Genomic DNA, 24,111 nt, shown 5'->3' with positions numbered 1-24,111 from the left:
CGCCACCATGACAGTGCGTTACTGGGCCACCACGCCGTTTGCGAGCGTGCGCTTGCCGTCGACGAAGACGTCCGAGGCCACGCCCATGAGCGTCTCGCCCAGGAACGCGGAGTTCTTGGACTTGCTCTCGAAGTAGTCCTCGGTCACGGTGATCTCCTTCTCGGGGTCGATCAGCGTGAGGTCGGCCTTGGAGCCCTTCTCGATCTTCACGTCGGCGAGCCTGAGCACGCGACGCGGGTTGACGGCCATGACCTCGACGAGCCTGTTCCAGCCGATCTCGCCGGTGCGCACCATGTTCGTGAGCATGAGGGGAAGCGAGGTCTCGAGCCCGATGGTGCCGAAGAACGCGATCTCCCACTCGCAGTCCTTCTCGTGCTGGGCGTGGGGCGCGTGGTCGGTCACGAGGCAGTCGATCGAGCCGTCGACGATGCCCTTGCGCAGGGCGAGCATGTCGCTCTTCAGACGCAGAGGCGGGTTCATCTTCAGGTTCGTGTTGTAGGTGCTGTCGATGTCGTCCTCGTTCAGGAACAGGTGGTGCGGAGTGACCTCGCACGTGACGGGCAGCCCCTCGGCCTTCGCGGCCCTCACCAGGTTCAGGCCCTTCTCGGTGGAGATGTGCGCGATGTGCAGCGGGCAGCCGGTGAGTCGGCAGAGCTCGATGTCGCGGTAGATCTCGAGCTCCTCGCCCAGGGCCGGCCAGCCGAACATGCCGAGGCGCGTGGACGCCTTGCCCTCGTTGATCACGCCGTGGGCCGTGAGGGACTCGTCCTCGCAGTGCGCAATCGCGACGCGGTCGAACTGCGACACGTAGCCCATGCAGGTGCGCATCATGCCGGCGCCCTGCACGCCGTGGCCGTCGTCGCTGAAGGCGCAGGCGCCCTCGAGCACCATGTCGCCGATCTCCGCGAGGGCCTCGCCCTTCTCGCCGCGGGTGAGCGCGCCGATCGGGCGGATGTGGCAGAGCCCCGCCGCGCGGCCGCGGTCGATCTGGTAGCGGACGCCGGTGCCCGTGTCGGTCACGGGGTCGGTGTTCGGCATGGTCGCGACGTCCGTGAAGCCGCCGTGCGTCGCGGCACGAGAGCCGGTCTCGATGGTCTCCTTGTACTCGAAGCCGGGGTCGCGGAAGTGCACGTGCATGTCGACGAGGCCGGGAACCAGGTACTTGCCAGCGGCATCGATGACCTCGGCGCCCTCGGGGGCCTCCAGGTCATGGCCCACCTCGACGATCTCCTTTCCGTCGAGAAGGACGTCGACTACCTCGTCGAGTCCGATCTGCGGGTCGACGGCGTGTGCGCCCTTAAGCAGAAATGCCATTGTTCTCTCCTCCCAGAAGCAGGTACATCTCGGCCATGCGGGTGAGGACACCGGCGTTGACCTGGTCAAGAATCCTCGAGCGCGCGCAGTCCGCGACGTCCGCGTTGATCTCCATGCCGCGGTTCATGGGGCCGGGGTGGCAGATAATCGCGTTGTCCTTCATGCGGCTGACGCGCTTCATGTCGAGGCCGTACAGGCGGTTGTACTCGCGGCGGGACGGGATCGTCGCGCCCTCCATGCGCTCCAGCTGGACGCGGAGCATGTACACGACGTCGACGGAGTCGATGACCTCGTCGAGGCTCCACGTCTGCGGGCAGCCGAACCAGTCGGGGTCGTCCACCTGGAACGTCGGGGGTCCCACGAGCGTGACCTCGGCGCCCATAGTCCTCAGCGCGGGCGCGAGCGAGCCGCACACGCGGCTGTGCGCGAGGTCGCCCACGATGGCGACCTTCAGGCCGTCGAGGTGGCCGAAGTGCTTGCGAATGGTGTACAGGTCGAGCATGGCCTGCGTCGGGTGCTGGTGCTTGCCGTCGCCCGCGTTGATGACCACGGCATCAGTGTTCTCGGTAATCTTCTGCGGAGTGCCGGCGAGCCTCGCACGGCAGATGAACATGTCGACGTTCATGGCATCGATGGTCTGGATGGTGTCCGCCAGGCTCTCGCCCTTCACGACGGAAGACGTGCTGCCACCCATGGACAGCGAGTCGGCGGACAGGCGCTTCTCGGCCAGCTCGAACGAGCTCTTCGTGCGCGTGGACGGCTCGAGGAACAGGTTGACGATCGTGCGGCCGCGCAGCGCCGGCACCTTCTTGATCACGCGGCCATTGTTGACGGACTCGAACGCGGCCGCCGTGTCAAGGATCTGCGTGATGTCATCGGCGGTCAGGCTGTACGTGTCGATGAGGTTCTTCACGGATAGCATCTAGTTCGCACCTCCAGCTTTCTTTTCGACGTTGATGTCCCAGATCTCGACGGAGTTGTGATCGTCGAGAGGCTCTATGCAGACGCGCACGTCCTCCTCGTGCGAGGACGGAACGTTCTTGCCAACGTAGTCGGCGCGAATGGGCAGCTCGCGATGGCCGCGGTCCACCATGACCGCCAGCTGGACCGTCTTGGGGCGACCGTAGTCCGTAAGCGCGTTCAGCGCCGCGCGCACGGTGCGACCCGTGTACAGCACGTCGTCCACCAGGACGATGTTCGCGCCGTCGATGTTGAAGGGGATGTTGGTGCCGTGCAGCACGGGGGCGACGTTGCGCATGAAGTCGTCGCGATAGAAGCTGATGTCGAGGGAGCCCACCTTCGGCCTGTTGCCCTCTATGGCCTCGATCGCGTCCGCGAGCTTCGTCGCAAGCGTTTCTCCGCGACGGATGATGCCGACGAGCGCGATGTCGTCCGAGCCCTCGTTGTGCTCGACGATCTCGTGGGCGATGCGGGTGATGGCCCTCTCCATCGCCTGGTCATCCATGATGACCGCCTTTGGCCTGTTCTCAGCCATGGCACTCCTTCCAAAAAAGACGCCAATGTCCCGTTGGTACACGGTACACAGGCGTCAGGAAGGCGTTCATGGCCCCGCAGGGCATATGTTCCTTGCCGGCGTCTCGCACCGTGCTTAAAGGGTTGCATTCAATATACGCGGAATTTCTTCCAACGCAACGACGAATTTTCCCACACACGAAACGCGCGGCTCTGGGTACGGAAAACCGGAATACGAAAAGATGCGAAGTCTTGGAAGGCGTGCCTAGAAGCGCGACCTCACCACGCGACGCACGCAGTTGGCAAGCCCGCGCTGCCGCAGGTAGAACGCGGCGACGGTGCCCTTGCGCACGCACGCGCCCGCGCGGGAGCCAGAAAGGCGCCCCCTCACGTCGCGAAGCACCGCGCCCGTGGCGCCGCGGGCGCCACGCAGCCGCTCTTCTCCAAAGTAGTCTGTAAGAAGCCCGAGGTAGTCGCCCCAGAACTTTGTCTGCTCCGCCTCGGGAAGCGCACTTGCATCAAGAAGCACGAGGTCGACGTCCCAGTCGAGCATACGCTCCGCGCAGACGTCCCGCCAGCCGCTCGACTTCCAGTCCGAAAGTATCGCGGCGACAGCGTCGCGGTGCCTCGAAAGCTTGTGCGAAAGGCTCGCCCCGTTCGCGGACGCGGCGTGCATCATGGACGCGTCCGTCATGCGATATGCGTACAGCTGCCGCGAGCAGAGCAGGATCCTCCGCGCGCGCGGGTATACGTAGAACAGGAAGTACTGGTCGTCGCCAAGCGTGAGCGTCTCGTCGTAGCGCGCGCCCACGCGCTCGCAGAACTCGCGCGACAGGGCGCACCTCCACGAGAAGGGCCTGACCTTCTCGGTGAAGAGCACCTCGGGATGGAAGCCTTCTATGAGTGCGTCGCGCGGGCGAAGCCTGTTCGCGATGGCCGCCGGAGTGCGATCTGCCGGCTCGCACGAGAAGCCGAAGCACATGACCTCGCAGCCCGCGCGCGCAAAGGAGTCCGTCACGACCTCGCATGCGTCGGGCGCGATCGTGTCGTCCGCGTCCACGCAGAGAAGCACGTCCCCCGTGGCGCGGTCCATTCCGGCGTTGCGCGCCGCGCCCGCGCCGGCGTTTTCCTGGTGGATGACACTCACGCGGGCGTCTCGCGTCGCGTACTCGTCCAGTATGCGCGGCGAGTTGTCCGTGGAGCCGTCGTCGACGCAGATGACCTCGAGGTCGCGCATGGTCTGCCCCAGCACAGACGCGAGGCACGCCCTGAGGTAGCGCTCCGCGTTGTACACGGGAATGACTATTGACATGCGCGGCATGGCTATCCCCTCCTGCCGCCAAGCGCCTGCGCAAGACCGGCAGGACCCGCAAGGCGCAGCGCGAAGCGGGCCTTTGCCGCGGCGCCAGGCCCATGGTAGCGGCGCCGGACGGCGAGGTAGTGCTCCGGATCGCGCAGGAGCGCCCTTAGGTTCGTGGCCTTCCACGCATCCCAGGCTGGCCAGTCTATCTCTCCCCTGGCCGCATACGCGGAAAACTCGCTCGCCACGCGGTGCACGAACTCCGGTGCGAGGTCATCGCCCAGGCGGTCGAGGTTCCACAGGTACGCGTTCAGCTTCGACACCTGGAAGCCAAGGCGCATCCGCGCTGCGAAGGCGTCGTCCGCGTGCAGGGCAAGCCAGCGCTCTATCTCGTCGTACTCGCCGCAAACCGCGTACGCCTTGCTTTCGGAGTTGATGGAAGACCCCTCGTTGTCCTGACGGTAGTGGACGATGGGCACGTCCAGAAACACCGCCCTGTCCGTGGAGCAGAGCGCCTTGAACATGAACGACGTGTCCTGGAACGCCGCGCCCGGCGTCGCAAGGAAGCGGATTCCCTCGCGCGATAGCCACTCCGCCCGATACAGGCAGCTCCAGTCCGTCGGCTTCAGAAGGTAGCAGAAGTCGTGCTCGCGCGGGCGCAACGCCTTGCCCAACAGCCGCTGCGGCACCTCGTGCTGCACCACGTCGCGGCCGATCTCGGACCACCAGAGCGAGTACGTGCCCTTGGCGAGGTCCGCCCTTGTGTCATGCGCGGCGCGAAGCAGGGCCTCGAGCGCGTCCGGGTACATGACGTCGTCGGACTCCAGGATGCCCACATACTCGCCGCGCGCCTCCGCGAGGCCGCGGTTCAGCGTGTCGCCGTAGCCGGAGTTGGCCTTTTGTATCAACCGGAAGCGGTCGTCCTTCTCGACAAACTCCGCCGCGATCTTCGCGGAGCCGTCAGTCGATCCGTCGTCCAGGCAGACGAACTCGAAGTCGCCCCGCTGCGCACGGAGCGACTCCAGGCACGCCGGAAGGTACCTCTCGACGTTGTAGATGGGCACGAGGACGGATGCGGACGGCATGGCACCCCCTAGTTCCCGAGGCTCTTGTACGCGGCGCACACCTCGTCGGTGGGACCGACCATGCGCTCCTGCCCCTTCTCGATCCAGCAGACGCGGTCGCACAGGCGCTCGACCTGGTCGATGTTGTGGCTCACGAGAAGGACGGTGACGTCATCTGAGTCGACGAGCTCCTTGATGCGGCGCTCGCACTTCTGCTGGAACAGGAAGTCGCCGACGGAGAGCGTCTCGTCGACGATGAGGATGTCCGGCTCCGTGATCGTCGCGATTGCGAAGGCGATGCGCGCCACCATGCCGGACGAGTAGTTCTTGAGCGGCATGTCCATGAAGTTCTGGAGCTCCGCGAAGTCCACGATGTCCTGGAAGTGCTCGTCGATGAACTCCTTGCGATATCCCAGGAGCGCACCGTTCAGGTAGATGTTCTCCTTCGCGGTGAGCTCCATGTCGAAGCCGGCGCCAAGCTCGATGAGCGGCGCGATGGTGCCGCGCACCGTGCACGTGCCCTCGGACGCCTCCAGCACGCCGGCGATGATTTTGAGCATGGTGGACTTGCCGGAGCCGTTGGTGCCGACGAGGCCGAATGCCTCGCCGCGCTTGACCTTGAAGTTGATGTGGTTGAGGGCGCGGAACTCCTTGAACTTGAGCTCGTGGCGCGCAAGCGCGATGAAGTACTCCTTGAGGGAGTTGAACTGCTCCGAGGCGATGTTGAAGATCATGGAGACGTCGTCGACGTCGATGACGGTCTCCGCATCCTCGGGCGGGATGCTGGGACGCGTGAGGATTGGCTTTGCCATAGTTTGCACCGATCTTCCGGGGTCTAGATGTAGAGGATGAACTTGTGCTCGTTCTTGTGGAACACGGCATAGCCGATGCCAAGCGCCACCAGGGCGAATCCCAGGCACGCGACGTGCATGCCGGCGGAGGGGACCGTATGATACAGGATGACGTCGCGGATGTAGGTGATGTAGATGTACATGGGGTTGAACTTCTCGGCGACCTGCATCCAGTGCGGAAGGATCTTGAAGGGATAGAACAGCGGCGTCGCATAGGTCCACGCGGTGAGAACGACGCTCCACAGGTGAATCACGTCGCGGAAGAATACCGAGAGGGCGGAGAGCAGGAGCGAGAGGCCGATGCAGAACACCACGAGCGTAATCAGCGCGAACGGCATGAGTGCCGCCGTCCACGTGAGCGGCACGCGCTCCACGATCATGACGAGTGCGATCGCGATGAGCGAGAAGCCATAGTTGACGCCGGCAAACAGCACTTTCTGCACGGGGAACACGTAGCGGTTGATCTTGACCTTCTTCAAGAGCGACGATGCCCAGATGATGGAGCACATGCCCTGGTTCGTAGCATCGCTCATAAGCTGGAACGCCGTGTTGCCCAGGATGAGGTAGACCGCGTAGTTGCCAAGCGACGGATCGTTGTAGCGCATGAACGACCCGAACACGGCAGCCATGACGAGCATCATCAGAAGCGGGTTCAGGACGCTCCACACGACGCCGAGGGTGCTTCTGCGGTACTTGAGCTTGAAGTCCTTGGAGACGAGTTGCCTCAGGATGAACCAGTCGCGCCTTGACGGTGGGTACCACGCGTCCTTTGCAGAGACCGTCCCGGTATTCTTATCGGCGTTCAATTTGCCTCCGAAAACGTTGGTTCGCATGACAGGAAAATGCTAGCACAGCCGTGTCCCCGCCATACAAACAGCGGACAAGCCCTCCGGCAGATGCCCTGTCGCGAGGGCCGCACGGCACAGGCGCGGCCCTAACCCCTGGGCCGAGAAAGGCTGCCCCTTAACACAACAGAGGCCGGAAGAGCGACTCTTCCGGCCTCGAAGCTTCTGGCTCCCCGGGCAGGGTTCGAACCTGCGACACGCTGATTAACAGTCAGCTGCGCTACCACTGCGCCACCGGGGAAGATGGCTCCCCGGGCAGGGTTCGAACCTGCGACACGCTGATTAACAGTCAGCTGCGCTACCACTGCGCCACCGGGGAATGTCTTAGTGCGGTAGAAACTATAACAGACATCTTGTCGCATGCAAGCAGAGAATCCCGTATTTTTTTGCGACAAAGAGTCTACACAAACGCCTTCGGTGGTGCCCGCGTGCGCTTTACGGCTCCCCCACACTCCCCTGACGACCCATGCGCCGACACGGTAATTGAAAAGACGGACCGCGAAAACCGCAGGTCAATCTGGGTCGTACAGTACGGTTGCGAGAAGTCCCGTCCTGCGTGTGGAACTCCAACGAGGCCCTCGCGCGGAGAAGGGCCGCTCCCTTGGTTGGGGACGGCCCTTCTCACCTAGTAACGCATGAATCCGGAGATGGCGCGCACGACGGAAGGTCTGGCGCTAGTCCTCGATGTAGTCCTTCAGGCGGCCGGAGCGTGACGGATGGCGAAGCTTCGCCAGGGTCTTGCTCTCGATCTGGCGGATGCGCTCGCGCGTGACGCCAAACTCGCGACCTACCTCCTCGAGCGTGCGGGGATGCCCGTCCTCGAGGCCGAAGCGGAACTTGATGACCTTGCGCTCGCGGTCGGCGAGGCTGTCGAGAACCTGCTCCAGCTGCTCGCGAAGCATGGAGTCGCTCGCGGCCTCAGGAGGCGCGACGGCCGTGGAGTCCTCGATGAAGTCGCCGAGCTGGGAGTCCTCCTCCTCGCCGATCGGCGTCTCGAGCGAGACGGGCTCCTGGCTAATCTTCTGGATCTCGCGCACACGGTCCGCCGAGATGCCCATCTCGGCGCCGATCTCCTCGGGGGTGGGGTCGCGGCCGAGGTCCTGAAGAAGCTGCCTCTGCACACGGACGAGCTTGTTGATGGTCTCGACCATGTGGACGGGGATGCGGATGGTGCGCGCCTGGTCCGCGATGGCACGGGTGATGGCCTGGCGGATCCACCACGTGGCGTAGGTGGAGAACTTGAAGCCCTTCGTGTAGTCGAACTTCTCGACCGCGCGGATGAGGCCGAGGTTGCCCTCCTGGATGAGGTCGAGGAAGAGCATGCCGCGGCCGACGTAGCGCTTCGCGATGGAGACCGTGAGGCGGAGGTTCGCGCTGATGAGCGACTGCTTGGCCTCGAGGCCCACCTGCTCGATGCGCATGAGGCGGCGCTGCTCGGCGCGGGTGAGCTCGATCTCGCCGTTCTCCGCGGCCTCGAGCTTCTTGGAGGCCTCGGTTCCGGCCTCGATCTTCATGGCGAGGTTGACCTCCTCCTGGGCGGTCAGCAGGTCGACCTTGCCAATCTCCTTCAGGTACATGCGCACCGGGTCGCCCGTCAGCATCACGGTCGAGCTGTCCGTGCGGCGAGAGCGCGCCCTGGACGAGCGCTTGCGGGTCTTGCCCTTGGGGGTGGAGGAGCGCAGGATCTCGCTTGCGGCACGTGCCTCCTTGCGGGCCTCCGCCAGCTCCTCGTCCTCCTCGTCGAGGTCGCCCTCGCCCTCCAGCTCATCCTCGTCGTCCTCGTCGTCGAGGTCGTCGGACTCGCCCATGGCGGAGCCGCCGTCCTCCGAGTTCGCGATGTCGACGCCCTTCGCGCGGATGGCGTCATACATGTCCGAAAGCTCGTCATCGTCCACGTCCACCTCGGCGATTGCGAGCTGGATGTCGTCCTCCGTGATGCTGTTGTTGGAGCCGGACGCCTGCTTCACGAGCTTCTGGACGATGCCGTCGAGCTCGTCAGACAGCTGCGAGGAGCCCTCGGCGGTAGCCTTGTTGTTAGCCACGTATTTCCTTTCTACGCAGATGCGATAGGGAGTTTACCCAAAAATGCCGCCTAAACAACGGCAGAAACGCTATTTGACAGCTCATTAATACGCTTTTGAAGCTCGGTCGCCCTCCTGAAGAGCTCTATCTGCCCCTCGTCGGGCACCGTGGAGGAGGATAGCCGCAACCTTGCCTTTATCTCGCGCACCTCGCGGCGCTTGCTCCACAGCTCCACGACGTTCAGCAGGAAGTCCGCGCGCTGGTCCGCGGGCATGCGCGACGTCACCTCGAGCCTGCCCCCCGCAAGTATCTGCGGGGCCTCGGCCACGACGCCCGCCGCGGCGCGCACCACGTCCGCGGGAGGCGTGCCCGCGGGAGTCGCGAGCATGGCCCACGCCATGGCCTCGTAGCGCGCGTCGGACCACGTGAACGTTGCGATGCGCTCCCCATGGCCGCGCATCACGTCCGGGTGCGACGCAATCATGGCGAGAAGCTCTCGCTCCGCGGCCGACTGCATCCTCTCGTCGTTGGAGAGCGCCGCGGTCGAGACGCCTTGCCCTTCTCGCCCGGCGCCCCCGCCCGCGGTCGCGTACGGGCCGTCGTAGGCATCGTACGGTCCGTCGTCGTAGCCGGCGCCATAGCCGCCGTCCTCGTAGTACGGGGGCACGTCGTCGTACGGGGGTGCGTCGCGCCCAGGCGTGCCGGCCGCCTGGCGGCGTCGGTCCGCTCGGCCTCCCCCGTCGCGCTGGCCGGCCTTGCGGCGCTCCGCCGAGGCGCGCTCGCGTATGACCTGCTTCACCCGTGCCACGTCGAAGCCGAGCATATCGCCCAGCTGCAGCGCGTAGCCGTCCAGCAGCATACTGTCGCCCAGGGGCGCCAGCACGCCCGCCATGTCGTTCAGCGCCGCGACGCGCTTTCCGGGGACGGAAAGGTCATAGCCGGCGAGGCGCTTGCCAAACACGAAGTCCATGAGCGGCTGGGCCGCCTCCAGGATGGGCCTGAGCGCGTCCGCGCCGCGGGCGGAAAGGAACTCCATCGGGTCCAGGTTGTCTGGCAGCACCACGCACAGCATCTCGACGCTCGTCTTGTCGATGTACTGCACGGCGCGCTCCGCGGCGCGCTGACCGGCCTCGTCGCCGTCGAACATGCAGATGATGCGCCGCTTCGCGAAGCGCTCTATCAGCTTCACGTGGTCCATCGTGAGCGCGGTGCCAAGCGTCGCCACCGTGTTCTTGAAGCCGGCCTCGTGCATGGCTATGACGTCCGTGTAGCCCTCGCACACGATGCACGTGCCCGTGGCGGCCATGGACTCCTTCGCGCGGTCGAACGCGAACAGGTGCTTGCGCTTCGAGAAGACCGCGGTCTCCTTGGTGTTGAGGTACTTGGGCTTCGCGTCGCCCATGACCCTGCCGCCAAACGCGATGGTGCGGCCCTGCTCGTCGTGGATGGGAAACATCACGCGGTCGAAGAACCTGTCGCGCAGCCGGCCGCCCTGGCCTTGCAGCGCGAGGTCCGACGCCAGGATCTCTTGCATAGAGAAGCCGAGCTTGCGCAGGTGCTCCACGAGCGTCTGGTGACCGGCCGCATAGCCCAGCCCCCAGCGCCTGCACACGTCCGATCCAAAGCCGCGGCCGGCCAGGTAGGCGCGGCCCGCGTCCGGACCCTCGCCGCGGCCGCGCAGCAGCATGGTGCTGTAGAACCGCTCCGCCTCGGTCAGGCACTCTATCAGCCGGTTTCGCCGCGGACCCTTGCGGGCGGTGCCGCGCTCCTCGGAAAGCTCGATACCCGCCTTGTCGGCCAGGTAGCGGATGGAGTCTGGAAAGTCCAGGCTCTCGCGCTTCATGACGTATGCGAACACGTCTCCCCCGGCGCCGCAGCCAAAGCACTTCCACAGTCCCGTGGTGGGGTTCACGTGGAACGAGGGGCTCTTCTCGTGGTGGAACGGGCAGCAGCCCCAATAGTCTGCGCCGCGTCGCTTCAGCTCCACGGTCTCGCCCACGAGCTGCAGGATGTCCGTCGCCTGCCGCACGCGCTCCTTGTCCTCGTCCGTTATCAAGCGTCCACCCCCACTCCGCAAGAGCCTAGGTTAGTTCGTACCCAGTCGATGTTGCCAAGAACCACACGCTCCAGCTCCTCGGTCGAGTCGAAGGGCCTAGAGTCGCGCAGCCACCGCGCGAAGAGGACGCTCACCTCGCTTCCGTACAGGTCGCCGTCAAACCCCACGAGGTTCGCCTCCAGGTAGTTGTCCTCCGGCGCGCTGAACGTGGGCGGCTTGCCCACGTTGACGGCCGCCGGCCACGCGCGCCTCCCGTCGCACACCACGCACGCGTACACGCCCGCCTTCGGCATGCAGTCCACGCGAGAAGTGCGCACGTTCGCCGTCGGGAAGCCAAACGCGGTGCCCTCGCCCCGGCCGTGCTCCACGGAGCCGCGCACGAAGTGCAGGCGCCCGAGGAGCGCCGCGGCGTCCTCCACCGCGCCCTCGTGCAGAAGGCCGCGAATCCTGGTGGATGAGACCGGGCTTCCGCCCCTGGTCACAAGGTCGTGGCCGTGCACGGCACATCCGAGGCCTGCGCAGTACGCCGCGAGCGCGCGGACGTCTCCCCTGCCGCCGGCGCCCACGCTGAAGTTGGTGCCGACGTGGAGGGAGACGGGACGCACGAGCCCGCCCAGCACCCGCGTGACGAAGTCCTGGTAGCTGGTGGCCGCAAGCCCCTCGTCAAAGCGCAGCACCACGACGGCGTCCGCGCCCAGAGACTCTATGGCGCGCACCCTGTCCGCCGTGGCCAGGAGCCTTGAGGAGGGCTCCTCGCCTGCAAGCAGCACATCCGGGTCCGGGTCGAACGTCACGACCACGCATGGCAGGTTCTTCTCGTCCGCCTCGCGCCGCGCCGCCGCGATGAGCGCGCGGTGCCCGGCATGCAGGCCGTCGAACGCGCCGATGGAGACGACGGCGTCGCGCCCCGCGGGGCACTCCGCCCCATGGCGCACGTAGGCCGTGCCTTGCCGCACGTCGTGGCGCACGTACGCGCCTCGCCGCAGAAACAGCCCGTCGCGCACCAGCGACGCAAGCGCGCCGGCGTCCAACGGCAGCGGCCGACCTAATACCTCCTCGCTCACCGCGCCACCCCCGTGACGCCGGAGGGGAAGTTCGCCTGGCAGCGAAGCCGATTGCCCTCGCGCTCCCAAATGCCCACCAGGGCGTTGCCGAACGTGAGGCACACGCGGCCGCCCTCCGGGAGGCCCGCGTCCGTGCACGGAATGCGCTTGCCGCAGCGCACGTCCGCAAGCTCCCCCACCGTGAGCTCGCGCGAGGGAAGCCCCAGCTTTGCCACGGGGTCGAGCGCGCGCTCCGCGAGCGCCTCCGCACCGCGGCGCTCGAGCTCGTCCAGCGCGACGCAGTCCGCAAGGCCGATGCAGCCGGACGCCGTGCGCCTGAGCTCTACCAGGTGCGCGGCGCTTCCGAGCGAGGCACCCAGGTCGCGCGCGATGCTGCGCACGTACGTGCCCTTCGACACGGTGAACGCGCAGTCCCAGCACGGCTGGCCGTCCGGCCCATCCGCGACCACGTCCAGAAGCACCGCGTTCAGAATGCTCACGCGCCGGCTCTTGAGCTCGACCTCCTGGCCCTTGCGCGCACGCTCGTACGCCCTGACGCCGTCGACCGATATGGCCGAGAAGGACGGCGGCACCTGGTCCCGCTCGCCAATGAGCCCATGCACGACGCCCGCCGCAAATTCGCGCGAGAGGACGTCCGTCGGCGGCTCCGCGCTCAGCACGACCTCGCCCTCGGCATCGTCCGTGGCGGTCTGCGTGCCGAACGCTATGCGCGCGACGTATGACTTCGTGTCCGCCGTCAGAAGGCCCATGAGCCGCGTGCCCTGGCCCACGCCCACGACGAGCACGCCGGATGCGAGCGGGTCCAGCGTGCCGGCATGGCCGACGCGTTTCTCGCCCAGCGCCCTGCGCACGTGGTTCACCACGTCATGGCTGCTCATGCCCACCGGTTTGTCTACGGCCAGCAGGCAGTTTATTCCGCTTTGTCCTCGCTTCAACTACTCACCGCTTCCAGCCTGCGCGGCCTTGCGCGCCGCGAGGTCAGCCTCGACCAGCCTGGGGTCCAGCCGCTCGCCGATGATGGTGCCGTCAGGGTCGACGTACTCGAACAGCGCGCGCAGCGGCGGCAGCACGGCAGCGAGCGCCTGGTCGATGTCGCCCTCGAACGAGAACCCGGCAGCAGCCTTGTGCCCGCCGCCCCCGAGGAGTCTCGCGATCTGCGAGACGTCCTTGTCCGTCTTCGAGCGGATGTTGCCGCGCACCTTGCCGCCGGGCACCTCCTTCAGGAACAGCGCGACCTCCGAGCCGGAGACGCTGCGCACGACGTCCACGAGGCCGTCGCACTCGTCCAGGCTCGCGCCCGTGCGCTCCAGGTCCGCGGACGTGGCGTAGCTGTAGGTTATCTTTCCGCCCGCGAAGCTGGTGATGCGGCCCATCACGAGCGCCTCGAGGTGCAGGAACGACAGGCTGAAGTTCTGGTACACGTTCAGCGACAGCTCTGACGGCGACGCGCCGCAGTCCACGAGCAGCGAGGCGACGGAGAAGGACTCCGGGTCCGCGTTCTGGTACTGGAAGCGGCCGGTGTCCGTCGCGATGGCGCAGTACAGGCAGCGCGCGACGTCGCCCGTGATCTCCACGCCGAGGTACAGCGCGAACTCCGCGACGAGCACGCCTGCGGCGGCCGCGCCTGGGCGGATTAGGCTCGCGTCGGCGTACGGCTCCTCGCACGGATGATGGTCTATGATCGCGGTGCGGGCCGCCCGTCGCATGACGGGCTCGGCGTCGTTCAGCCTGTGGGCGACGGAGAGGTCGACGCTGATGAACAGGTCGGGGTCACCCTCGTAGTCGCATGCACGCACGAGGCCGTCGCTGCCCGGGAGGTACGAGTAGATCCTGGGCACGTCGCCCTCATCCGCGAGGAGCCCGCACACGCTCTTCTCGGGCCAGCGCATGCCAATGATCCTGGCGAGCCCCAGGGTGGAGCCCAGGGCGTCGCCGTCAGGATTGGTGTGCGCGCAGATCGCGATGGTCGAGCTCTCCTCTATGAGACGCGCGATCTCTGCGAAACGCGCCTCCTGCTCGGGGTTCTTGCTAAGACCCATGGCCGGGCTACTCGCCTCTCTCCTCGTCGCCCGCGGGCGCCTCGCCTATGGGATATCCGTTCTCGTCCTTCTCGACCGAGAGCGTGGGCGGCACGTTCTCGAGCGCGATTGCAATGCGCTCCGCCTCGTCCGCCGTGGTGTCGATCTGGAAGATGAGCTCCGGCGTCACGCGCCAGCCCAGGGCATGGCCCAAAAGGCTGCGGATGCGACCCTTCGCCCGCTGGAGGGCGGCCGCCACGGACTCGTAGCGGTCGCGGTCGCAGCTGACGTAGGCCTTCAGCACGGACTTGTCGACCGAGACCTCCACGCCCGTAAGGGTCACGAGCGCAAGGTCGGGGTCGGAAACCTCGAACAGGAGGATGTTGGCGAGCTTCTCGCGCGCGAGATTGTTCGTGCGTCGGGAATTCTGGTTCTGCTTCATGTCTCTACTCCGTACGTGCAACTTCCTCGATGCGGTAGGACTCGATAACGTCGCCCACGTGGATGTCCTGGAAGTTCTCGAGGCCAATTCCGCACTCGAAGCCGGCCTTGACGGACTTCACGTCGTCCTTGTAGCGGCGCAGCGACGCGAGCTTGCCCTCGTACACGACGATGCCGTCGCGGACGAGCCTGCAGAGGTCGTCTCGGGAGACCTCGCCGTCCTGGACCATGCAGCCCGCCGCGATGCCGACCTTCGGCACCTTGAACGTGTTGCGGACCTCGATGGTCGCGGTCTGGACCTCCTCCTCGGTGGGCTTGAGCATGCCGATGCGGGCGGCATCGATGTCCTCGATTGCCTTGTAAATGACGCTGTAGGTACGAATCTCGACGCCGTCGCGCTCCGCCGCGGCCTTCGCCTTGGAGTCCGGGCGCACACCGAATCCGATGATGATCGCGTTCGAGGCATCGGCCAGGGTGACGTCGGTCTCCGTGATGGCGCCGACTGCGGAGTGAATCGTGTTGATGCGCACCTCGGACTGGTCCATCTTGTCCAGGGAGTCCTGAAGGGCCTCGATCGAGCCCTGGACGTCCGCCTTGATGATGAGGTTCAGCTCCTTCACCTCGGCGTCGGCCATGGTGTCGAACAGGTTCTCGAGCGTGACGTGCTTGACCTTGTTCTGCTCCTCGATGCGGGCCTTGAGGGCGCGCTCGTCCGCGAGGCTGCGCGCCTCGCGCTCGTCCTGGAACACGCGGAACTCGTCGCCAGCCATGGGGACGCTCTGCAGGCCGAGCACCTCGACCGGGGTCGACGGCGCGGCCTCCTTCACGTTGTTGCCGCGCGAGTCTATCATGGCGCGAATCTTGCCGTATGACATGCCCGCGACGATCGCGTCGCCCACGCGCAGCGTGCCGCGGTTGACGAGCAGCGTCGCGACGGAGCCACGGCCACGGTCGAGCTTCGCCTCGAGGACGTTGCCAGACGCGAACGTGTCCGGGTTCGCCTTCAGCTCGAGTACGTCCGCCTCGAGCAGGACGGCCTCGAGCAGGTCGTCGATGCCGAGCTTCTTCTTCGCGGAGATGTCGACGAACATGTTCTGTCCGCCCCACTCCTCCGGGATGATGCCGTACTCGGTCAGCTCCTGGCGCACGCGCGTCGGGTCGGCACCGGGCTTGTCGATCTTGTTGACGGCCACGATGATGGGGACCTCGGCCGCCTTCGCGTGATTGATGGACTCGATGGTCTGCGGCATGACGCCGTCGTCGGCGGCGACGATCAAGATGACGATGTCCGTCACCTTCGCGCCACGCGCGCGCATGGCGGTGAACGTCTCGTGGCCGGGCGTGTCGATGAACGTGATCGTGCGGCCGTTGATCTGCACCTGCGACGCACCGATGGCCTGCGTGATGCCGCCGGCCTCGCCCGCGGCGACGCCGGTGTGGCGAATCGCGTCCAAAAGCGACGTCTTGCCGTGGTCGACGTGACCCATGACCGTGACGACGGGCGGGCGTGGCTTCAGGTCCTTCGGGTCGTCGTAGAACGAGAAGGAGTTCTCCTCCTCCTTCGTCATGATCTTGATCTCGCGGCCGAGGTCGTCGGCAACGAGCTCGATGAGGTCGTCGGACATGGACTCAGTCACCGTGAGCGGCGTGCCAAGCAGGAACAGGCGCTTGATGATGTCGTTCGCGGGAACGCCGAGAAGATCGGCGAGCTCCGCGACGGTGGAGCCCTGCGGGACCTTGACCGTGTCGAGCTGAGACAGGTCCTGGTCGTTCGCGATGGCCTCCTCTATGCGCTTCTCCTCAGCCTTCTCGGCCTGCTGCTTCTTCCTGCGCTCCTTGCGCTTCTTGCGGCGTCCGGTGGACTCGCGCGTCGCCTCCTCGACGGCCTCGCGTGCCTCCTCCAGGACCTGGTTGTACTGTTCCGCCTCGCGGGCCATGCGGCTGTAGCGGTCCTCGCCCTGGCCGCCGCGGCGCTGGCCCTTGCGGCCACCCTTGCCGTGGCCCTTGCCGGAGTGCTCGGACTCGCCCTCCATGTCCTCCGGGGCGACGGGCGCCCTGCGGGAGCTCCTGTGCTGGGTCTCCGCGGCCTTCTCGCCGCGACGGTCCTTGCGCGGCCCCCTGCTCTCCTCCTTCTTCTTCGCCTGCTCCTCGGCCTGCTCCTTAAGGATTTCCTCCTGCTGGGCAATCTGGTCGAGCAGGCTCGTGAAGGACGGGATGGACTTCGGGGCGTTGTCGCGTACGCGGTTGCGCTCCTCTTCCTCCTTGCGGCGCTTCTCCTCCGCGAGGCGCTCCTCCTCGGCCTTCTTGCGCGCGGCCTCCTCGGCGGCGCGGCGCCTCTCCTCCTCGGCACGCTCCTTCTCGCGGCGCTTCTCGGCGGCGATGCGCTCCTTCTCGGCCTTGGCGGCCTCCTCGCGCTCCTTCTCCGCCTTCGCCTCGGCCTCGGCGCGCTTCTGCGCCTCGATCTCGGCGGCGCGAGCCTCCAGGATCGGCTTCAGCTTCTTGCGGACGATGGAGACGTACGCGTCCTCGAGTGTGGACGAGGGCGACTTCGCGGGTATCTTCATCTCGGCAAGGTGACCAAGCATCTCCTTGCTCGTCATTCCGTATTCCTTGGCCAGATCATGCACACGAGTCTTTGCCATAAAACCAACCTTCCAGAGTGGGACGGGAAACGTTCGTATTCTTTCGACTCGCAGTTAGATCAGGGAGTCGGGATCGTCGGACACGGCGGAGTCCGCATACTGCGCAAGCTTCTCATGGATGCCGCAGAAGCGGGAGCCGGGACGTGCCATGTTGCGGCACTGGATGCCGGTCGGGCCGGTGTACTCGCAGCGGTGCTCGCCCTCCTCCGCGACGACGTCCACGTCCTCGGGCATCTCGCTCATGACCTTGCGCGCAAGCGACTCGTTCTTGATGTCGATGTGCATGCCCGTGAGCCTTGCGGCGAGACGTGCGTTCTGGCCCTCCTTGCCGATTGCGAGCGACAGCTGGTCGTCCGGCACGATGACCGTGGCGTAGTTGTCCTCGTCGTCCACGAGCACACGGGAGACGCGCGCCGGGGACAGCGCGTTCGCGACGCACTTCGCGGGGTCGTCGCTCCAGAGCACCACGTCCACGCGCTCGCCGCGCAGCTCGGACACGACGGCGCGCACGCGGCTGCCCTTCGGGCCGACGCAGGCGCCAACCGGGTCGAGACGCTCGTCCAGCGAGCTCACGGCCACCTTCGAGCGGACGCCGGCCTCGCGCGCGATGGAGCGGATCTCGACGACGCCGTCGTAGACCTCGGGCACCTCGAGCTCGAACAGCCTGCGGATGAGGTCCGGGTGGGTGCGCGAGACCACGATGGACGGGCGCTGGCGCTCGCCGCGCACCGGCTGCTGGTTGCTGTTCGGGTCGCGCACGTCGATGATGATCGCGCGGATCTGCTGGTGGTGGGAGTAGCGCTCGCCCGCGGGGCGCTCGTTCAGCTCGTCCGGGTAGCGGCGCTGGTCAAAGTACGGCAGCTCCGCCTCGACGCCCTCGCGGATCTTGATGATGGCGAAGTCCGGCGTCGTCTGGAGCACGGTGCCCGTGATGATGTCGCCGATGCGCTTCGAGAACTCCTCGTAGATCTGCTGGCGGCCGGCGTTGCGCACGATGTCGTTGATGACGGACTTCGCGTGCGTGTACGCGGTGCGGCTCGTGTCCTTCGGCGTCACGTCCACCTCGTCGAAGTCGGTGTACAGGCCGGTCTCGTCGTCCCAGGACTCCTCCTTCGGGACGAGCTTGTACACGTAGACCTTGCCGGTCTCGCGGTCGATGGTCACGCGCGCGCCGTCCTGCAGGTGCATGACCTCGGCGTAGCTCTTCGCCAGGGACTGCTCGAGCTGGTCGATCAGGTACAGCTCGTCGATGTGCTTCTCCTGGCACAGTGCCATTAGTGCTTCCATCATCTCTGATGCCATGGTGCTTCCTCTCGCAAGTAAGGATTCGATATTCAATGCCGGCCCCCGCCGGCTGCGTTGCCTAGAACCTTGGCTTTATCTTGCAGCTCTTGATGTCGTCGATCGCGAACGAGAACTCCTCGCCGTCGCACTCCACGACGACCCTGCCGTCCACGAGCCCCTTCAGCGTGCCCGTGTAGTGCCTGCGGCCCTCGCGGTCAAACGTGTTCAGCGACACGTCCTCGCCCGCGAAGCGCTCGAAGTCGTGGGCGCGGCGAAGCGGCCTCGACAGGCCGGGGCTCGAGATCTCGAGCGTGTACGAGCCCGGGAACGGGTCCTTCTCGTCGATGACCGCGTTCACCCAGTCGCTCTGCGCCGTCACCTCGTCCAGCGTGATCGTGGGCAGCGACTCATCCGCGTGGTCGAGCCTCACGCGTACGACCGGCGCCTTCGACGCGCCGACGACCTCGACGTCCACCACGTCGATGCCGTGCTCCGAAGCTGCGGCCTCAAGTGCGGCGAGCAGCTCCCTCTCGATATCCGTGGACGCCATGGGTCCTCCTTCCCGGGCCGCGGCCCGACATACAGAAAGGAAGCGGGGCGAGAAAATCCACCCCACTTCCTCGAACAATCACGATTAAGCTATAGAAACCATAGCACGTCGGTCCCGCGCCTGCCAGGCACAGCGGCCCGACACAATTTCTTCGCAACCGACGCCACGTAGCCAAGCTGCCAAGGTCCTCCCGGTCGACACACCCAGCCGCTAGCCGCGCGGGTCGGGCTCTTCCCAGGGCACCTCCACGAAGTTCCCGGACGACATGGCGGCATCCACCGGGATCACGGCTCCCGTGACGTAGCTCGACAGGTCGCTCGCCAGGAACAGCGCGACGTTGGCGATCTCCTCCGGGCGGCCAAAGCGTCCGTTGGGGATCATCGCCTGCGTCAGCTCGCGCTGCTCTGGCGACACGGTGGCGTAGATGTCGGTGTCTATCGCACCGGGACAGATGCAGTTGACCCTTATTCCATGGCGGGCGTAGTCCATTCCCGCGGTCTGGGTCAGGCTGATGACGGCGCGCTTTGCGGCGCTGTACGGCGCGAAGTTCGCAGTCGCCTTCAGGCCCTCGGCGGATGAGATGTTCACGATCGAGCAGTTGGAAGACCCCGAGTCGAGCATTGCGCGGACCGCGTGCTTCATGCAGAGGAACACCCCGACGTAGTCGATGTCGGTGACGCGACGGAAGTCGTCGCTCTCGTATTCGTGAACCGGCTTCATGAGGCAGCTTGCTCCCGCGTTGCACACAAGAACGTCGAGGGAGCCATAGGCGTCAATCGCGGAGCGCATGAGACGCTCGACGTCGTCCTCGGAGGAAACGTCCGCACGGCAGAACAGCGCCTCGCCGCCCGCGTCGCGAATCTCCTTCGCAATGCGCTCGCCCTTCTCGGCCCTACGGCCCGCAAGCACGACCCGCATGCCCTGGGCCGCAAACACGCGGGTGATGGATTCGCCGATGCCCGAGGTCGCACCGGTCACGACAGCGGTTCTGCCTTCTACGCTGGAAAAATCTGCCATGCTGACACACCTTTCGACGGGATGTAAGTCCCCATCAGTCTCGTGCAGCTCGAGGCGGATATCTTCCCACACATCTCTATGCTGTCGGATTCTTCTACACTTCGAGATACTGTCGGAAAGAGAGAGGAAGACGAATGGCCGCATCGGATCGTACGAAGCAGCTTCTTGCCGACGGGCTCGTCGAGCTCAGCAAGACGATGCCCATCGCAGAGATACGCGTGAAGGACCTCTGCGCGACGTGCGACGTCGACCGCTCGACCTTCTACTACCACTTCGTCGACAAGTACGACCTCGTCGCCTGGATCTACGCGCAGCTCTTCGAGAGGGAGCGCAGGCGTGCGTCCGTCACGAACGGACAGGAGATGATCGAGTCGATGCTCGACGCAATCTGGACAAGGAGCTCCTTCTTCAGAAACGCACTCAGCGACCACTCCCAGAACAGCCTCGCCTCCTACCTGCTCGACTTCTACATCGGAAGCGAGCGTGAGGTCGCCTGCCGATACCTGGGCCGTTCCGAGCTCGACGAGGAGACGGAGTACGTGATCCGTCAGTACTCCTACGGGTGCCTGGGCAACACGATCGAATGGATCCAGGGAAGAAGCGCTCTTGACGCCAAGACCCTGGCACGATACCAGTATCGGTGCATGCCCGATGTCCTGAAGCGCGCTTGGCTGGCGGACGCCGCGTCCAGAGCGGATGTTGCCGGCACACCCACACCCTCGGACCTGCGTTCCTAAGCATCCGGCAAATCCGCCGCTCAGGGCGATGCCATACAAACGACGCGCCGCCGGGAGGCAGGCCCTCCTGGCGGCGCATATGCGTAAGGCTTTCAATGCTGACGGCGACAGTCTCGAACGACGGCCGACTCGAACGCCACGCTACAGCGCGACGATGTTCACGAGCCTTCCGGGCACCACGATGACTTTCTTGATGTCCTTCCCCTCAAGCTGCGTGGCGACGGCCTCCTTCGCAGCCGCCTCAAGCTCGTCTTTCGCGGCGTCCGCCGGAACGTTGATGCGTGCGCGCACCTTGCCCTTGATCTGCACGGCGATCTCGACGGTGTCGCTCTTTGCCTGCGCGGCGTCGAACTCGGGCCACGGCTCGTTGTACACAGAGCCCTCGCGGCCGAGCGCCTCGTGGAACAGCTCCTCCGCCCAGTGCGGGCAGATCGGCGCGAGCATGGTCACGATGTCGTGGGCGACGCGGTAGCACAGCGCGCCGTCGCGCTTCTCGGCGTCCACGTCGTTCACGTACTTGCTCGCGGCGTTCGTCAGCTCCATCACCGCGGAGATCGCGGTGTTGAACTGGCCGCGGTCGAAGTCGTTCGTGCACTTGATGCCCATCTCGTGCAGGACGCGGTTCAGCTCCTTCGCGTTTGCGTCAAGCGCCTTGGGGTCGACGTGGCCGGCCTCGGCGCCCTCGACGAGCTGCCACACCACGCGCCACGCGCGCTTGATGAAGCGGTTCGCCCCGGCGACGGCCTCGGGGTCCCAGTCGAAGTCCTTCTCGGGCGGCGCCACGAACAGGATCGCCAGGCGCATGGTGTCCGCGCCGTACGGGTCGATTACGCTGGAGGGCGGCACGACGTTGCCCTTGGACTTGCTCATGGTGTCGCCGTTCTCGTCCTTCACCATGCCCTGGCACAGCAGGTTCGTGAACGGCTCGTCCACGTCGACCATGCCAAGGTCGCGCAGGACCTTCGTCCAGAAGCGGCTGTACAGCAGGTGCAGGATCGCGTGCTCGATGCCGCCGATGTAGTTGTCAACCGGCATCCAGCGGTCCACGGCCTCCTTCGAGAACGGCGCCTCGTCGTTGTGGGGGTCGCAGTAGCGCAGGTAGTACCAGCTGGAGCACGTGAACGTGTCCATCGTGTCCGTGATGCGCTTCGCGGGGCGACCGCACTTGGGGCACGTCGTCTCGTAGAACGGAGCATACTCTGCCAGCGTGTCTCCGGCGCCCAGGTCGAGGTTCTCGGGGAGAAGGACGGGGAGCTCGTCCTCGGGAACGGGCACGTCGCCGCAATGGTCGCAGTGGATCATGGGGATGGGGTTTCCCCAGTAGCGCTGGCGGCTGATGAGCCAGTCGCGCAGGCGGAACTGCACCGTCGGACGGCCGCAGTCGTGCTCCTTCAGCCACGCGGTGATCGCGTCGACCGCCTCGGAGTGCTTGCCGCCCTTCAGGCCCGTGAACTCGCCGGACTGCACGAGGTAGCCCTCGGCCACCATGGCCTTGTCCCAGTCCACGGAGCGAACGCGGAGCTCCTTCTCGTCCTTGAGCTCCTCGTACAGGGGATCGTCCTTCTCGCAGATGATCGGAGCGATCTCCAGGCCGTACTTGCGGGCGAAGTCGAAGTCGCGCTGGTCGCCGCAGGGCACGCCCATGACGGCGCCGGTGCCGTAGTCCATGAGGACGTAGTCCGCGACCCAAACGGGCGCGGGCCGGCCGTTGATCGGGTTTATGACGTAGCGGCCGGTGAAGACGCCGTGCTTCTCTCGCTCGGAACCCTGGCGGTCGACGGCTGATACCTTCTCGGTCGCCGCCTTCAGCGCCTTGAAGTCATCCTCGTACTGCGTGCCGGCCACGAGCTCCGCCGCGAGATCGCTCTCGGGAGGCAGCACCATGAAGCTCACGCCAAACAGCGTGTCGGCGCGCGTGGTGAACACGGTCACCTTGCGGTCCGTGGGAGTCACGCCGTCCTCTGCGGCAAGGCGGAAGTCGATCTCCGCGCCTTCGGAGCGACCGATCCAGTTGCGCTGCTGCGCCTTCACGTTCTCGGGCCAGCCGGTGAGCTTGTCGAGGTCGTCGAGCAGCTCCTGGGCGTAGTCCGTGATCTTGAGGTACCACTGGCTGAGGTTGCGCTTCTCGGGAACTGACCCGCAACGCCAGCATCTGCCTTCGACCACCTGCTCGTTCGCGAGCACGGTCTTGCATGTAGGACACCAGTTCACGGGGCTCGTCGCGCGATATGCCAGGCCCTTCTTCCACATCTGGATGAACATCCACTGGCCCCACTTGTAGTACTCGGGGTCGCAGGTGTTGAACATGCGGTCGTAGTCGTAGCTGAAGCCCATGCGCTTCATGGTCCTCACGGCCTGGGCGATGTTCTGGTGCGTCCACTTGGACGCCTGGGTTTTGTGCTTGATGGCCGCGTTCTCGGCGGGAAGGCCAAACGCGTCGAAGCCCATGGGGTGCAGCACGTCGTAGCCCCGCATGCGGGCCTGGCGCGCCATCGCATCGCCGATGGTGTAGTTGCGCGCATGGCCCATGTGCAGGTCGCCCGAGGGATACGGGAACATCTCGAGCACGTACTTCTTCGGCTTAGCCGGGTCCGTGTCCGTCTTGTAGAGGTCCTCTTCCTCCCAGACCCTCTGCCACTTGGTCTCTATCGCCTGCGCGTCGTACGCCGGGAACGTGCCCTCGGCGGCGTCGTTGTTGTCAGCCATTTGGTTCCTCTCCTAGCAATACACCTCTAGCTGCAATTTAGCACGCCCTAGTATAGCGAAACGCGCCGCCGGGCATGTCGGCGTGTTACGCGGCGTAAACGTTGTCGCCACACCGCACGCCACAGGGCGCCCGAAGCGCCACGCTCCCGCCGCTCACGCGTCGTTTGCGCACCGCCGCGCGACGACCCTAGGTTGCGCGCTTGCTGTTCAACTTTTGAATGGCTTTCGTTGGTATTGACGGTGCGCGCAGCGCGCGAGGAAGCTCTTAGAGAGGAGAAACGCGTGTCTAGAAACGCCATAGCCGTCATGTCGGCCGCAGCCATCGTCCTATCGCTTGGGGCGTGCTCGGGGAAAGTCAGCACGCCGGGCGCGGGGCCGGCAGGCACCACGGAGGCTTCGGTGAGGGTGCCGTATGACCCCGCGAAGGTCGACGAGAAGGTCGCGAAGGCCGGCAAGAGGGTCATGGACGACACCGACGCCTACATCGAGGCGTACAAGAAGCAGGAGGCCGCGTCAGGCGACACGAGGATGGAGCTCGCGACGAAGACGCGCTTGAAGCTCGAGGCGCTGAGCAAGTCGCTGGAGAAGCTGAACAAGGTATACGACGCGAAGGACGACTGGAACACGGACACCCAACAGTACTACATCGACCTCATGGCATACGAGAGCGAGCGCGCCGTCGAGGTCAGGCCCGCGACCTCCGACGACGGGTCCTACAGCTGATGCG

The 24,111-nt window shown here is 65.7% G+C and carries 20 protein-coding genes and 2 tRNA genes; 2 read left to right on the top strand and 20 right to left on the bottom strand.

Translation table 11 applies throughout. The features are described 5' to 3' along the window. Positions 1 to 18: 18 nt before the first annotated feature. From BLT96_RS03850 to BLT96_RS03760, 19 genes are all read right to left on the bottom strand, one after another. Complete coding sequence (locus BLT96_RS03850) at positions 19 to 1,314, bottom strand: dihydroorotase (RefSeq protein WP_090861882.1); 1,296 nt, start codon at positions 1,312 to 1,314, stop codon at positions 19 to 21. Beyond that, positions 1,298 to 2,236 carry an aspartate carbamoyltransferase catalytic subunit gene (locus tag BLT96_RS03845; protein WP_090861880.1) on the bottom strand — a complete coding sequence of 313 codons (939 nt, stop codon included), beginning with the start codon at positions 2,234 to 2,236 and terminating at the stop codon, positions 1,298 to 1,300. The genes BLT96_RS03850 and BLT96_RS03845 overlap by 17 nt, the downstream gene beginning before the upstream one ends. Next, a complete protein-coding gene (gene pyrR, locus BLT96_RS03840) occupies positions 2,237 to 2,809 on the bottom strand; it encodes a bifunctional pyr operon transcriptional regulator/uracil phosphoribosyltransferase PyrR (RefSeq protein ID WP_090845658.1) in 573 nt (190 codons plus the stop codon). It abuts the gene before it with no gap. 243 nt (positions 2,810 to 3,052) lie between these two features. Next, the gene (locus BLT96_RS03835; protein WP_090861878.1) at positions 3,053 to 4,108 is read right to left on the bottom strand and encodes a glycosyltransferase family 2 protein; all 1,056 of its coding nucleotides are present in this window, start codon (positions 4,106 to 4,108) and stop codon (positions 3,053 to 3,055) included. A 2-nt stretch (positions 4,109 to 4,110) separates the two neighbouring features. Next, positions 4,111 to 5,172 (bottom strand): glycosyltransferase family 2 protein, encoded by a 1,062-nt coding sequence (locus BLT96_RS03830; protein ID WP_090861876.1) that lies wholly within the window; start codon positions 5,170 to 5,172, stop codon positions 4,111 to 4,113. An 8-nt stretch (positions 5,173 to 5,180) separates the two neighbouring features. Further along, positions 5,181 to 5,963, bottom strand: coding sequence for an ABC transporter ATP-binding protein (locus BLT96_RS03825; protein WP_090845664.1), 783 nt, complete (start codon positions 5,961 to 5,963; stop codon positions 5,181 to 5,183). A gap of 23 nt (positions 5,964 to 5,986) precedes the next feature. After that, positions 5,987 to 6,808 carry an ABC transporter permease gene (locus BLT96_RS03820; RefSeq protein WP_245719321.1) on the bottom strand — a complete coding sequence of 274 codons (822 nt, stop codon included), beginning with the start codon at positions 6,806 to 6,808 and terminating at the stop codon, positions 5,987 to 5,989. A gap of 205 nt (positions 6,809 to 7,013) precedes the next feature. Then, positions 7,014 to 7,088: transfer RNA gene (locus tag BLT96_RS03815), tRNA-Asn, on the bottom strand. Positions 7,089 to 7,091: 3 nt separating this feature from the next. After that, positions 7,092 to 7,166: transfer RNA gene (locus tag BLT96_RS03810), tRNA-Asn, on the bottom strand. Positions 7,167 to 7,521: 355 nt separating this feature from the next. Then, positions 7,522 to 8,889, bottom strand: coding sequence for an RNA polymerase sigma factor RpoD (gene rpoD / locus BLT96_RS03805; RefSeq protein ID WP_090845668.1), 1,368 nt, complete (start codon positions 8,887 to 8,889; stop codon positions 7,522 to 7,524). 50 nt (positions 8,890 to 8,939) lie between these two features. Beyond that, the gene (gene dnaG / locus BLT96_RS03800) at positions 8,940 to 10,925 is read right to left on the bottom strand and encodes a DNA primase (RefSeq protein ID WP_172824974.1); all 1,986 of its coding nucleotides are present in this window, start codon (positions 10,923 to 10,925) and stop codon (positions 8,940 to 8,942) included. Next, a complete protein-coding gene (gene ribF, locus BLT96_RS03795) occupies positions 10,922 to 11,989 on the bottom strand; it encodes a riboflavin biosynthesis protein RibF (protein ID WP_157692149.1) in 1,068 nt (355 codons plus the stop codon). Before ribF ends, dnaG begins: the two co-directional genes overlap by 4 nt. Continuing rightward, positions 11,986 to 12,924: a tRNA pseudouridine(55) synthase TruB gene (gene truB, locus BLT96_RS03790; RefSeq protein ID WP_090861870.1), complete on the bottom strand. Its 939-nt coding sequence runs from the start codon at positions 12,922 to 12,924 to the stop codon at positions 11,986 to 11,988. Before truB ends, ribF begins: the two co-directional genes overlap by 4 nt. Then, on the bottom strand, positions 12,925 to 14,028 hold the full coding sequence (locus tag BLT96_RS03785) for a DHH family phosphoesterase (protein ID WP_090861868.1): 1,104 nt from the start codon (positions 14,026 to 14,028) through the stop codon (positions 12,925 to 12,927). It lies immediately after the preceding gene. Between the two features lie 7 nt (positions 14,029 to 14,035). Beyond that, positions 14,036 to 14,449, bottom strand: coding sequence for a 30S ribosome-binding factor RbfA (gene rbfA / locus BLT96_RS03780; RefSeq protein ID WP_090845676.1), 414 nt, complete (start codon positions 14,447 to 14,449; stop codon positions 14,036 to 14,038). 4 nt (positions 14,450 to 14,453) lie between these two features. Next, a complete protein-coding gene (gene infB, locus BLT96_RS03775) occupies positions 14,454 to 17,090 on the bottom strand; it encodes a translation initiation factor IF-2 (RefSeq protein WP_090861866.1) in 2,637 nt (878 codons plus the stop codon). A gap of 54 nt (positions 17,091 to 17,144) precedes the next feature. Beyond that, on the bottom strand, positions 17,145 to 18,392 hold the full coding sequence (nusA, locus tag BLT96_RS03770) for a transcription termination factor NusA (protein WP_090845680.1): 1,248 nt from the start codon (positions 18,390 to 18,392) through the stop codon (positions 17,145 to 17,147). A gap of 61 nt (positions 18,393 to 18,453) precedes the next feature. Beyond that, the gene (locus BLT96_RS03765; RefSeq protein WP_090845682.1) at positions 18,454 to 18,924 is read right to left on the bottom strand and encodes a ribosome maturation factor RimP; all 471 of its coding nucleotides are present in this window, start codon (positions 18,922 to 18,924) and stop codon (positions 18,454 to 18,456) included. A gap of 210 nt (positions 18,925 to 19,134) precedes the next feature. Beyond that, on the bottom strand, positions 19,135 to 19,941 hold the full coding sequence (locus BLT96_RS03760; RefSeq protein ID WP_157692148.1) for an SDR family NAD(P)-dependent oxidoreductase: 807 nt from the start codon (positions 19,939 to 19,941) through the stop codon (positions 19,135 to 19,137). A gap of 134 nt (positions 19,942 to 20,075) precedes the next feature. Between BLT96_RS03760 and BLT96_RS03755 the strand changes: the two genes are divergently transcribed. Continuing rightward, positions 20,076 to 20,678 carry a TetR/AcrR family transcriptional regulator C-terminal domain-containing protein gene (locus tag BLT96_RS03755; protein WP_157692147.1) on the top strand — a complete coding sequence of 201 codons (603 nt, stop codon included), beginning with the start codon at positions 20,076 to 20,078 and terminating at the stop codon, positions 20,676 to 20,678. A 141-nt stretch (positions 20,679 to 20,819) separates the two neighbouring features. Here the strand turns inward: BLT96_RS03755 and leuS are convergent, their stop codons facing one another. Then, on the bottom strand, positions 20,820 to 23,384 hold the full coding sequence (leuS, locus tag BLT96_RS03750) for a leucine--tRNA ligase (protein ID WP_090861860.1): 2,565 nt from the start codon (positions 23,382 to 23,384) through the stop codon (positions 20,820 to 20,822). Between the two features lie 282 nt (positions 23,385 to 23,666). Between leuS and BLT96_RS03745 the strand changes: the two genes are divergently transcribed. Then, on the top strand, positions 23,667 to 24,107 hold the full coding sequence (locus BLT96_RS03745) for a hypothetical protein (RefSeq protein ID WP_157692146.1): 441 nt from the start codon (positions 23,667 to 23,669) through the stop codon (positions 24,105 to 24,107). Positions 24,108 to 24,111 lie beyond the last annotated feature (4 nt).

Source organism: Parafannyhessea umbonata (assembly GCF_900105025.1).
GTDB lineage: Bacteria > Actinomycetota > Coriobacteriia > Coriobacteriales > Atopobiaceae > Parafannyhessea > Parafannyhessea umbonata.
The sequence above is the reverse complement of the archived record's forward strand: the minus strand, read 5'-3'. Positions and strand labels throughout refer to the sequence as shown.

Excerpts from the sequence above, each read along its gene's own strand:
- BLT96_RS03850 (WP_090861882.1), bottom strand. The coding sequence starts at position 1,314 with ATGGCATTTCTGCTTAAGGGCGCACACGCCGTCGACCCGCAGATCGGA.
- BLT96_RS03845 (WP_090861880.1), bottom strand. The coding sequence starts at position 2,236 with ATGCTATCCGTGAAGAACCTCATCGACACGTACAGCCTGACCGCCGAT.
- pyrR (WP_090845658.1), bottom strand. The coding sequence starts at position 2,809 with ATGGCTGAGAACAGGCCAAAGGCGGTCATCATGGATGACCAGGCGATG.
- BLT96_RS03835 (WP_090861878.1), bottom strand. The coding sequence starts at position 4,108 with ATGCCGCGCATGTCAATAGTCATTCCCGTGTACAACGCGGAGCGCTAC.
- BLT96_RS03830 (WP_090861876.1), bottom strand. The coding sequence starts at position 5,172 with ATGCCGTCCGCATCCGTCCTCGTGCCCATCTACAACGTCGAGAGGTAC.
- BLT96_RS03825 (WP_090845664.1), bottom strand. The coding sequence starts at position 5,963 with ATGGCAAAGCCAATCCTCACGCGTCCCAGCATCCCGCCCGAGGATGCG.
- BLT96_RS03785 (WP_090861868.1), bottom strand. The coding sequence starts at position 14,028 with ATGGGTCTTAGCAAGAACCCCGAGCAGGAGGCGCGTTTCGCAGAGATC.
- rbfA (WP_090845676.1), bottom strand. The coding sequence starts at position 14,449 with ATGAAGCAGAACCAGAATTCCCGACGCACGAACAATCTCGCGCGCGAG.
- infB (WP_090861866.1), bottom strand. The coding sequence starts at position 17,090 with ATGGCAAAGACTCGTGTGCATGATCTGGCCAAGGAATACGGAATGACG.
- nusA (WP_090845680.1), bottom strand. The coding sequence starts at position 18,392 with ATGGCATCAGAGATGATGGAAGCACTAATGGCACTGTGCCAGGAGAAG.
- BLT96_RS03765 (WP_090845682.1), bottom strand. The coding sequence starts at position 18,924 with ATGGCGTCCACGGATATCGAGAGGGAGCTGCTCGCCGCACTTGAGGCC.
- BLT96_RS03760 (WP_157692148.1), bottom strand. The coding sequence starts at position 19,941 with ATGGCAGATTTTTCCAGCGTAGAAGGCAGAACCGCTGTCGTGACCGGT.
- BLT96_RS03755 (WP_157692147.1), top strand. The coding sequence starts at position 20,076 with ATGGCCGCATCGGATCGTACGAAGCAGCTTCTTGCCGACGGGCTCGTC.
- leuS (WP_090861860.1), bottom strand. The coding sequence starts at position 23,384 with ATGGCTGACAACAACGACGCCGCCGAGGGCACGTTCCCGGCGTACGAC.